Raw genomic sequence first — 10,542 nt, 5'->3', positions numbered from 1 at the left:
GCAGCGGTTATCGGGGCGCGGATGTTCCACGACGCGAAGCTTCGGATGCCTGACGGGCGCAAAGCGCCGGCTGCGATGACGGCAATGGTACAGAGCGACCATGGGGACGCCAAGCGCGCCGGCAAGATGCGTCGGCCCGGTATCCACGCCTACATAGAGCGCGAGTTGCGTCATGACGGCGGCGGACATGCGCAGATCAAGTTTCCCCGCGGCGACAAGTACATGTTCTCCAAGCTGGCGTCTCAGGCCTAGCGCCTTGCCGTGGCTTTCGTCGCCGCCGAACACGACGATCTCAGCCTCGGGCCAGACATTAAGAATGAGCCTGCCAAGTTCCACGAAGTATTCAAGCGGCCAGTCACGGTAAGCTTTCGTCGGAAAACTCGATACCTGAAACCCGATGAGCGGCTTTGCTCCGGGGCGCGCGTGCTTCGTCAACCACGCGCGCGCGGCGTCGAGCTCCGAGGCGAGTGGCGCATAGGCAAGCCGATGGTCAGAGGTGCGCGCACCGAGCGCCGCCGGGAGTAACAGGTGCTCTTCCACGGCAGCCAATTTTTCGCGTACCGGTGGCAAGGCGATACATTTCCACAGCAGCCGGTTCAAGGTCTCCTCCGGCTGCGCAAACGCCACCACCCGTTGCGCGACCCGCGCCGCGTAGTGGATGAGCTGGGCGTCGTGACCGTATACCAGCGCGTAATCGTAGTCCCGTTGCCGATGCCCGAAACGTCCCCGCCAAACCGCGCGCCGTGGCGTCACGACGCCCAGTTCGTCGATCCATGGCAAACCCCGAAGCACGTCGGCGCGCTTGGGATGAGCGAGGCAAGTGATGCGGCAACCCGGAAGGGCCTCTTTGAGCGCACGCAGCACCGGCGTCGTCATGAGCGTGTCGCCGATACGCGCAACATTGATAACGAGGATGTTAAGGTTTGTCGGAACCATGAATTACACAGAACTAAGCTCCACGCCACCGGCTGTAGAGTCTAGCCGCCTGGGGATGGCTATAAATCCATGCACGCGTGGCTAACCAACGGGTGTCTTTGTCCTTGACGACGATGCGCGGAATAGACCGGACATCCGTGCCAACGGTATTGACTCCCTTCGCGGTCGCGTATTGTGCCGTGAAACCCAGATCGGAGGCGATGGACTGGTATTCCGGTTCGAAATAGCCCCACGGCCAGCACAAATGGCGCGAGTCCTTGCCGAGACGGGTTTTCAGCGCCGCGCGCGCGGCCTTGAGGTCCGCTTCGACGGCCGCGAGCCGTTGCGTTTTTTCGGGATGCAGCTGGTCCCAACGCTGATGCGTGTGCGTATGCGAATGGATTTCCACCGCGCCGCTGGTTTCCATCGTCTCGATCTCCGACCAGCGCAGCATCACTTCGTCGGCGCGACCTGCGGCCACCGCCGCCTTGCAGGCGCGGTGGTCCGGCGTCGCCGGCAACACTTTGGCCGCGCCCAGGTAAGTGCGTGCCGCGCCATCGCCGATCAGGCCGGTGATGGCGAAGATCGTCGCCTTGAGGCCGTAGCGCCGGAGTATCGGATAGGCATAGACGTAGTTGTCGAGATAACCGTCGTCGAAGGTGATCAATACCTGGCGCCCGCTGAGCGTGCGCTTGCCTTGCAGAAATTCCAGGAACTCATCGGCCGCGAGCGCGTGATATTTTTTACGCGCCAGGTACGCGATGTGTTCCTCGAAGGTTTCGGGGCTCACCGTCACCAGACCCGGGTTGGGCGACACGTGGTGATACATCAGCACCGGCACCGCGCGCGTCATGTGCCCACCGCCGCGGCCTTGAGATACAGTTCTTCCGTACGCCTTATCATAAGATTCTCATCATACAGTTCGCGCGCCCGCGCCGCGCCCTGCACGCGCAGGCGCGCAGCCAACTCGGGCGAGCGGATGAGCGTGCGCAGGTGGTTCACCAGCGCCTCCACGTCTTCCGATTCGAACAGCAGGCCGGTCTCGCCCACCACTTCGGGAATGCCGCCGATGCGGGTGGCGATCACCGGCACGCCCATGGCCGTGGCCTCGATCAGCGCCGTACCCAACGCCTCTTCCTGCGCCGGCAATACAAAAACATCGAGCGCCTTGAGGAGGCTGGGTATGTCATCCTGCTGTCCGAGCATCAGCACCTGTTCTCCCAGACCCAGTTCCTTGATGAGATTGTTGATGTTCTGCTCCTGCGGTCCGGTACCGGCGATCAGCAATTTCACTTGTGGAAACTCGGGCGCCAACCGCTTGACCGCCTGCAGCAGAAAGCGATGGCCCTTGGCCTTGCGCAATACCGCGACGAGGCCGATGACATAGGCATCGCGTGAAAGATTGAAGCGGGCGCGCATGTCCACGAGGTCGGGGCGCGCGGGATCGAAACGCTTGAGGTTGATGCCGGTCGGCACGGCAACGATTTTCTCGCCCGGCACGCCCGCGGAAATCAGATACCGGCGCACGTCCTCGCTCACGGTCAGCACCCGGTCGGTCAGACGCGCATACACATACGGACCGCCGATCGGCGTGAGCAGGTGGCGCGTGCGGAACACCGGGACGCCGCGCAGCTTGCCGGCGGCGCCCGCCAGCCAGGCATCGCGCGAACTGTGGGCGTGAATGATGTCCACGCGCTCGCGTTTGAGCAACTGCAGGATTTTCACGAACGCCACCGGATCGTAGGCCGAGCGCATCTTGAACCATATCGTCGGAATCTTGCGTTCTTCGGTGACGTGCCCGAGTCGGGAGCCAGGCTGGCATAGCAGCAGCCCGCGGAAACGCGTGCGGTCGAGACCCTCGAGTTCACGCAGGATGCGCCGCTCCTGACCGCCGAAACCGAGCGAGGCCTCGGTGTGCAGGACTGTCAGCCTTCCGTTATCCATGATCGAGCCACACGCCGGATCTCAGGTACGCAAAAGGCTATTGTACAGGTCGAGCAGCGCCAGGCTCATGCGCTCGAGGCTCATCGGCTCGACGGTGGCGCGGGCGCGCTCGCCCATGGTCCGCGCGCTCGTCGGTGTCACCGCGCGCAGTTGGGTGATGAGCGTCGGCACATCAAGGGCGTCGCACACAAAGCCGTTGCGGCCATTCTCGATCAGCTCGGCCGCGCCCGATTTGAGGCTGGTGATGACGGGCAAACCGCTGGCCATGGCCTCGAGCGCCACGTTGGGAAACGGATCGTAGAGCGTCGGCAACACCAGCGCATCGGCCGCGCCGTAATACGGCTTCACGTCTTGCTGCGCGCCGAGAAAAATCACGCGTTGTGCCATACCGCGTTTTTCGGAAGCGGCCTGAAACCGGCCGGCGTGGCGGTCCCGGCCCACCACCAGCAGAAATGTATTCGCGGGCAGCGCGGCCATGGCTTCCAGCAACGCCGTCATGCCCTTGCGCTCGAAACCGGAACCGACGAACAGAAACAGGATGGCATCGTCGGGAATACCGTGACGCGAACGGACCTGGGCACGATGCTGCTTCAAGTCGGGATGGTAGGCGTGTGTATCCACGCCGCTGTAGATCACCTGCAGCCGGCTGACCGGCACGTTAAAATACTGCCGGATTTCGTCCCGGACCATGCGCGAGTTGCAGATGACCACCTTGAGGCGCGGGCTTTGGAACAGTTTCTTTTCGGCCGCCTTCACATAGTAATGATAGGGATTGAGCGCCGTGGCAAACCGCACCAGCGGCCCCTGCGCCCGGGCGCGCTGCTTGAGCCATTCGCGGTGCACGCCGTCGCCGGCGCGGTAGATGTCGCAGCAGGCGATGCGTTCGTGCGACTGCACCAGGTCGAACGATCCGCGTTTCACGGCGCGGCACGCGGCGCGCGCGAATGACCAGTCGCGCCACAACCGGCCGATATAAAACGGATCGCAGCGGATGACATCGAAGCCCTCGGCGCCGTGCCACTCGCGCGTGACCAGGGTCAACTGCACGGCGTGCGATTTGAGCGCGTCCAGGGCGCGCGACACAAAACGTTCGGCACCGCCATCGTGCGCATAGCGTTGGCGGATCAGGGCAACGCGGGGTGAAGTCATGCCGGGGCGAGAATCTGCCGTATCGCGCTCAAAACATCGTCCACCGGGATGGTGGTCAGACATTCGGATACCTTGCTGTTGCCACAGCCGTCCAGCCCGCAGGGGCGGCAGGAATGGTCCGAGGTGAGCACGCGCGATTTTACCTGCCACGGCCCCCATTCGAGATCGCCGCTCGGGCCGAACAGAACCACCACCGGCGTCTGCATCGCGCTGGCGATGTGCATCGGCACCGAGTCCACACCGACGAAACACTTCGCCTGGCGCGTGAGCGCCGCCAGTTGCTTGAGATTGAGTTTGCCGCACAGGTCCACAACCGGGCGCTTGAGCTGCGAGGTGATACTGGCGGCGAATTGCAGCTCATGCTCGGCGGGCGCGGCCGTCACCACCACCTGCTCGCCCATCTCCTGCAAGGACTGAATCAGCGCGACATACTTGTCCAGCTCCCAGCATTTGAACAGCCAGCGCGAGGTCGGATGGATATGAATGAACTGCTTCGCCTCGATTCCATGACGCGCCATGAGCGCGCGCACCGAGGTCTCGGCCTCGTCACTAACTTTAAGAACCAGTTGACGCTCGTCGATCTCGGGATAGATGCCGAGGCGCCGCAGGGCGTCGAGATGGGTTTCCACCGTGTGCCGCGGTTTGGACGGCACCTGGTAAAGGTGCGTGAAGCTGTTGCGCCACAACCGCCCGCGTTTGGAGGGATATTCGCGCGCGACGCTGTGATGCGCCCCCAGCAGCAGCGTCAGCACCGCGCCACGGGGATTCTCAGTGAGATGGACGATCAGGTCGTAATGCCGCGCGCGCAGGGACCGGAACAGACGCCACTCGTTCGCCATGCGCCTGGTCCAATCGTCCTTTTTCCATTCGCGATCGACCGTGAATATATTGCTGATCGCCGGGTGCCCGAAAAGCATGGGCTCGGTGTCGCGATACACCAGCGCGTCGATCTCGGCGTGCGGAACGTGGTTCTTGAGAACGGTGAAAACGGGCGAGGTCAGCAGCACGTCGCCCAGGTGGCGGAGTTTGACCACCAGCACGCGGTGCAGGGTGGAGAGGTCAACGGCGTCCTTGAGCATCGCGGCAACCATAGCAGATTTTTTCCGGCCTTACTCCTTGAGCGCGGCCAGCACCCGCTCGGGCGGGAGGTCGCGCAGGCATTTGAGATGCTTGAGCGGGCACTCGCGTTTGAAACACGGGCTGCACGAGAGACCGAGGTAGAGCACGCTGGCCTTGTCGCTCAGCGGCGGCGTGTGCCGCGGATCGGAGGAACCGTAGAGCGCGATCACCTGACGGTCGAGCGCCGCGGCCACGTGCATCAGCCCCGAGTCGTTGGTCGCCACGGCGGCGGTCAGCGACAGCAGATCGATCGCCTCCTCGAGCGTGGTCCGGCCGCCGAGGTCAAGACAGCGCTTTCCGGTCATGGACTGAATCGCTCCGGTCACGGGCGAGTCATTGTCCGAACCGAACAGCCACACCTCCCAGCCTTCGGCGAGTTTCGCCTGAGCCACGTCGGCGAAATATTCCGCCGGCCAGCGTTTGGCCGGACCGTACTCGGCACCGGGGCACAAGCCCAGTACCGGCGCCGCCGGCAGACCGCGGCCCAAGCGTGCCAGCGCCATGCGCGCCTTCTCCATGTCCGCGCGGATGCGCGGCGGGGGAATCTCCGGCAGCGCGGCACCCGGCTCGATGCCGAGCGCGACGAACCGTTCCACGGTGCGCGGGAGTTTTTGCTTGTCGAGTGGGCGGATGTCGTTGAGCAGGCCATAGCGCAGTTCACCGACAAACCCGGTACGCACGCGGATGCGCGCGGCATATGGAACAATCGCGGATTTGAGTGAATTGGGCAGGACGATGGCGCGGTCGTAACCGCGCGCGCGTAGTTCGCGCCCGAGCCGCAAACGCTCGCCGAGCCGGAGTTCGCCGTGCCCGACGTCCAGCGCGATCGCCTCGTCCACTTCGGGCATGCGTTCGAGCAGCGGCAGCGTCCAGCGCGGCGCGAGCACGTCGAGCGTCGAATCGGGATGCCGCTGCTTGAGAACCTTGAACAGGCTTTGCGCCAGCACCATGTCGCCGACCCAGGCCGGGCCGACGATGAGAAGTTTCTCTATATGATTGTTCACCGCCAAGACGTCAAGAGCGCCAAGGAACCGTGAGCAAGTACCGTGACAGTCATCCTAACGTTTTCTCTCGCCGTCCTTGGCGCCTTGGCGGTTCATCAGTCTTTCAATACGTACACCGCCCCGCAGTAGGGGCAGCGTTCCTCGCCGCTCGCCTCGATCGGCAGATACACCCGCGGATGGGAATTCCACAGGCTCATGCCCTTCATCGGGCAGTGCAGGGGAAGATCGGCGCGCGTGACTTCGTAGCGGTTCTGCGCGTTGGGTTCGATCAGTTCTTCCGGATTAACGTTTACAGACATCGCGGCAATCTCCTGTCACGCTACCGGCGTCAGCCATTCGGCGTGCTGGTGGCTGCGGCCGTGCACCACGTCGAAATAAAGGGTCTGAAGCTTTTCGGTGACCGGTCCGCGTTTGCCGGTGCCGATGGCGCGGCCGTCGACCTCGCGGATCGGCGTGACTTCCGCCGCCGTGCCGGTGAAAAACGCCTCGTCGGCGATGTACACCTCGTCACGCGTGATGCGCTTCTCGACCACCTTGATGCCGAGTTCGCCGGCCAGCTGCATGATGGTCATGCGCGTGATGCCGTCGAGCGCGGACGTAAGATCCGGCGTGAATATCACGCTGTCGCGCACGATGAAAATGTTCTCGCCGCTGCCCTCGGAGACATAGCCTTCGGTATCGAGCAGCATGGCCTCGTCACAGCCGGCGGACAGCGCCTCGCGCAAGGCCAGCATCGAATTCATGTAATTGCCGTTGGCCTTGGCACGGCACATGTTGATGTTCACGTGATGGCGATTGAGCGACGCGGTGCGCACGCGGATACCGTTGGTGATGCCGTCGTCACCCATATACGAACCCCAGGTCCAGGCCGCGACGATGACGTGCACCTTAAGACCCTCGGCGCGCAGGCCCATGCCTTCGGCGCCGTAGAAGCACATCGGCCGGATATAGCCGGACTCGAGTTTGTTCTCGCGCACCGCGGCGCGCGTGGCCTCGTTGATCGTTTTCTTGTCGTACGGCATGGCCATGCCGAGGATATGCGCCGAGCGGAACAGGCGGTCAGTGTGCGCCTGCAGGCGGAAGATCGCCGTGCCCTTGGCGGCCTTGTACGCGCGCACGCCTTCGAATACGCCCATGCCGTAATGCAGGGTATGGGTCAGCACATGGGTAGTGGCCTCGCGCCACGGTACGAGCTTGCCGTCGTACCAGATAAAGCCATCACGATCCGCCATCGACATGTTGCTCTACTCCCCGTCAGTCACTATTCAAACGTTTCATCCCACACCTGTCGCACCTTGGCCGGCCAGTCGCCGAGTTCCGCGGCATCGGCGAGCGACCCGCGCTCCATCAGCTTCAATCGATGCTCCACGGAAAGGTAGCGGCGGTAAGCCTCCGTCAGCAGCCGCGCCCGCTCCGATTCCAGCAGGCCCTCTGCCTTGAGGGCTTCCAGGATATGAATATTCTCCGTATGGCGGGTCAGTCCGGGATGTTCGTGCGCCCACCGCAGGACCCAGTATTGCACCATAAATTCGATATCGACGATACCACCCGGGTCGTGCTTGACGTCCGTCTGCCCGGCATCATGCGGCGGTTGCGCCGCGGCCATCTTTTCCCGCATCTCGCGCACCTCGGCCTTGAGCTTCGCGGGTTCGCGCGGCAGGCACAGGATTTCCTCGCGGACTTTGGCAAAGTCGCGCGTCAACACCGGGCTGCCGGCCACCGGGCGCGCCCGCACCAGGGCCTGGTGCTCCCAGGTCCAGGCGTGGCGGCGCTGATAATCGCGCAAGGCCGCAAGGCTGGTCACCAGCGGGCCGCTCTGGCCGCTCGGCCGCAGGCGCATGTCCACCGCATAAAGAATGCCGCCCGGGGTGCGGGCGGTAAGGATGTGGATCAACCGCTGGCCGAGTCGGGCAAAGAACGCTTCGTTGGGTAACGGCCGCGAGCCGTGGGTAGAACCTTCCTCACATCCTTCGTAAAGGAAAATCATGTCGAGGTCGGACCCGTAACCGAGTTCCCGGCTTCCCAACTTGCCGTAACCGATGACGGCGAAACCGGGGGGTGTTTCCCGGTCCGGACAAGCCGGCGCGCCATGCCGGCGCTCGAGATCGCGCGTCGCAAGCTCGAGTCCCGCTGCAATCACGCTCTCCGCCACCGTGGCGAGCGCGGCGCCAGTCTGTTCGGGGGCAAGGCCCGGACCCACATCCACGGCGGCCACGCGCAGCACGTGACCGTGACGAAACTCGCGTAATACTTCCATCTGCAGTTCCAAATCCTCTTCGGGGATATGCGCCAGGCGTTGCCGCAGTTCATCCCGCAGCGTGTCCGGCGTCGGCAATTCATACAGCGATGGGTCGAGCAGTTCATCGAGCAGAATGGGATGCTGCGCGATCCAGTTCGCGATCCACGGGCTGGCGCTCCCCAGCCGCACGAGCTGCGTGAGCACCTGCGGGTTTTCGCTCATGAGCGCGAAATAGACGGTACGCCGGCCGACCGCCTCGAGCAGATGCACCAGCCGCTGCAAGGTCGTCAGGGGATCGTCACTGGCCGCGGCCGCTTTGAGCACTAGCGGCGCCACCCGGTCCATGCGCGCGCGGGCACCGGTGGAAAACGCGCTGACCATCGGCCCCTCGCGCAGGGCATTCACCAGATTCAGCGCCTCCTCGGGCTGGGTATAACCGCTGTCGCGCAGGGCCTTTTTCGCGGCCTCGGCATCCATCATTCCTTGCCATACCGCCGCCAGCGCGCCGGGATCGTGGCCCTCAGCCGGTTCGGCCTCGGTATGGAAAAGCTGCGTGAAATGCCGATGCACCTCGTCGCGTTGGCGTTCGAGTTCATCCGCAAACGTCTTGAGGTCGGCGAAGCCGCTCGCGAAAGCCAGCTGCAGTTGTGACCTCTCATCGGCCGGCAACGATTGAGTCTGTTGATCGGTCGCCATCTGCAGATGATGTTCGACGTTGCGCAGAAAAATGTAGGCCTGCGTCAGCGCGGTCCCGGTCTCGGGGTTCAGATGTCCGGCGGCCACCAGGCGCGGCAGTACGCTGAGCAGGCGGCGATCCTGTAGTTGCGGCTCGCGCCCGCCGCGAATGAGCTGCTGCGTCTGGACGAGGAATTCGATCTCGCGGATACCGCCGTGTCCGAGCTTGACGTTGCCGTGCATGCCCTTGCGCGCCATCTCGCGCGCGATCATCCCCTTCATGCTGCGAATCGCCTCGATCGTTCCGTAATCGAGGTACTTGCGGTACACGAAGGGCTTCAGTGTCTTCAGCAGTTCCGCGCCGGCCGCGCGATCGCCGGCAATCACCCGCGCCTTGATGAAGGCATAACGTTCCCAGTCGCGCCCGTGCGTCTGGTAGTAGTACTCCATCGCCGCGAAGGAAAGCGCGAGGGGGCCGCTCGCGCCGTTCGGCCGCAGGCGCATGTCCACGCGGAACACGAAACCGTCGGCGGTGGTTTCGTTGAGCGCGTTGATGAGCGACTGGCCGAGGCGGATGAAAAATTCGTGGTTGCTGAGGCGGCGCGCGCCTTGCGTTTCGCCGTCTTCCGGGTAGGAGAAGATGAGATCGATGTCGGAGGAAAAATTGAGTTCCTGTCCCCCGAGCTTGCCCAGGCCCAGCACCACCAGCCGCTGCGCCTCACCGCTTTGTTCGCCGCGTGGCGCGCCGTTTTTTTCCACCGCCCAGACATGCAGCCGCGCGAGCGCGCCGTCGACACAGGCATCGGCGAATTCCGACAGCGATGCCATGGTTTCGTTGAGACCGGCCCAGCCGGCGAGGTCGCGCCAGGCGATGCGCACCATCTCGCGCCGGCGCAACTGGCGCAGTCGTGCCTTTAGTGCCGGTTCATCGGTGATATCGGCAAGCGCCTGGGTGACGCGCCGGCCCAGCTCGCCCGACGGGTAGCAACGTGAAAGATCGCCGGAGACGATGAGATCCTGCAACAGCGCCGGTTGCTGCACGCAACTGCGCGCGACAAAATCGCTGGTGGCGAATACCCGTGGCAAGGTCTCAAGCCATTTCTCCGGCGGGAGCGTTGCGAGCGACGACGCCAGCTCCTGCCAGCGTGCGGATACTTGCTGACGCAGCGGTTCGGGAACCGCCGTAAGTGCCGCATCGAACGGTTGTTGGGCGGAATCGGACATCCCGCCATAATACCCAAAGGGACCTTGGTTTACTCGCGGGTGCGCCGCGAGCGATAACGTCTAGCCTTTGCTGTTCCTCGACTCCTTCACAACGCTTTTCTCGACGGGCAATCCCGCTTCGCGCCACTCCGGAAAACCGTCCTCAAGCCGTCGCGCCTGGAATCCCTTTTCGCGCAACTTTGCCACGGCTTCGAAGGCGAGAACGCAATGGGGACCACGGCAGTAGGCAACGATCTCCTGATTGTGCGGCAGTTTCTTGAGCCATTGCTCGAG

Annotated in this window: 10 protein-coding genes; all 10 read right to left on the bottom strand. The window is 63.7% G+C overall.

Features of this window, described 5'->3' with window-relative positions:
* On the bottom strand, positions 1-936 hold a 936-nt coding region (locus ACC569_RS12565; RefSeq protein ID WP_372523880.1), incomplete at its 3' end, for a glycosyltransferase family 9 protein.
* Positions 937-949: 13 nt separating this feature from the next.
* Positions 950-1,768: a polysaccharide deacetylase family protein gene (locus tag ACC569_RS12560; protein ID WP_372523879.1), complete on the bottom strand. Its 819-nt coding sequence runs from the start codon at positions 1,766-1,768 to the stop codon at positions 950-952.
* Positions 1,765-2,859, bottom strand: a complete 1,095-nt coding sequence (locus ACC569_RS12555; RefSeq protein WP_372523878.1) for a glycosyltransferase — start codon at positions 2,857-2,859, stop codon at positions 1,765-1,767. Before ACC569_RS12555 ends, ACC569_RS12560 begins: the two co-directional genes overlap by 4 nt.
* Positions 2,860-2,880: 21 nt before the next feature.
* On the bottom strand, positions 2,881-4,008 hold the full coding sequence (locus ACC569_RS12550) for a glycosyltransferase family 4 protein (RefSeq protein WP_372523877.1): 1,128 nt from the start codon (positions 4,006-4,008) through the stop codon (positions 2,881-2,883).
* Positions 4,005-5,099 (bottom strand): putative lipopolysaccharide heptosyltransferase III, encoded by a 1,095-nt coding sequence (rfaQ, locus tag ACC569_RS12545; protein WP_372523876.1) that lies wholly within the window; start codon positions 5,097-5,099, stop codon positions 4,005-4,007. Before rfaQ ends, ACC569_RS12550 begins: the two co-directional genes overlap by 4 nt.
* 18 nt (positions 5,100-5,117) lie before the next feature.
* Entirely contained in the window at positions 5,118-6,131 is a 1,014-nt protein-coding gene (gene waaF, locus ACC569_RS12540) for a lipopolysaccharide heptosyltransferase II (RefSeq protein ID WP_372523875.1), read from the bottom strand.
* A gap of 95 nt (positions 6,132-6,226) precedes the next feature.
* The gene (locus tag ACC569_RS12535) at positions 6,227-6,430 is read right to left on the bottom strand and encodes a zinc-finger domain-containing protein (protein WP_372523874.1); all 204 of its coding nucleotides are present in this window, start codon (positions 6,428-6,430) and stop codon (positions 6,227-6,229) included.
* A 15-nt stretch (positions 6,431-6,445) separates the two neighbouring features.
* Positions 6,446-7,369 (bottom strand): branched-chain amino acid transaminase, encoded by a 924-nt coding sequence (locus ACC569_RS12530; protein WP_372523873.1) that lies wholly within the window; start codon positions 7,367-7,369, stop codon positions 6,446-6,448.
* A gap of 23 nt (positions 7,370-7,392) precedes the next feature.
* Complete coding sequence (gene glnE / locus ACC569_RS12525) at positions 7,393-10,269, bottom strand: bifunctional [glutamate--ammonia ligase]-adenylyl-L-tyrosine phosphorylase/[glutamate--ammonia-ligase] adenylyltransferase (protein ID WP_372523872.1); 2,877 nt, start codon at positions 10,267-10,269, stop codon at positions 7,393-7,395.
* A gap of 60 nt (positions 10,270-10,329) precedes the next feature.
* On the bottom strand, positions 10,330-10,542 hold a 213-nt coding region (locus ACC569_RS12520), incomplete at its 5' end, for a rhodanese-like domain-containing protein (protein WP_372523871.1).

This window comes from Sulfuricaulis sp. (assembly GCF_041499725.1).
In the GTDB taxonomy this organism is placed as follows: Bacteria; Pseudomonadota; Gammaproteobacteria; order Acidiferrobacterales; family Sulfurifustaceae; genus Sulfuricaulis.
The sequence above is the reverse complement of the archived record's forward strand: the minus strand, read 5'-3'. Positions and strand labels throughout refer to the sequence as shown.

Coding starts and splice junctions, on each gene's coding strand:
- ACC569_RS12560 (WP_372523879.1), bottom strand. CDS start 1,768: ATGACGCGCGCGGTGCCGGTGCTGATGTATCACCACGTGTCGCCCAAC.
- ACC569_RS12555 (WP_372523878.1), bottom strand. CDS start 2,859: ATGGATAACGGAAGGCTGACAGTCCTGCACACCGAGGCCTCGCTCGGT.
- ACC569_RS12550 (WP_372523877.1), bottom strand. CDS start 4,008: ATGACTTCACCCCGCGTTGCCCTGATCCGCCAACGCTATGCGCACGAT.
- rfaQ (WP_372523876.1), bottom strand. CDS start 5,099: ATGGTTGCCGCGATGCTCAAGGACGCCGTTGACCTCTCCACCCTGCAC.
- ACC569_RS12535 (WP_372523874.1), bottom strand. CDS start 6,430: ATGTCTGTAAACGTTAATCCGGAAGAACTGATCGAACCCAACGCGCAG.
- ACC569_RS12530 (WP_372523873.1), bottom strand. CDS start 7,369: ATGTCGATGGCGGATCGTGATGGCTTTATCTGGTACGACGGCAAGCTC.
- glnE (WP_372523872.1), bottom strand. CDS start 10,269: ATGTCCGATTCCGCCCAACAACCGTTCGATGCGGCACTTACGGCGGTT.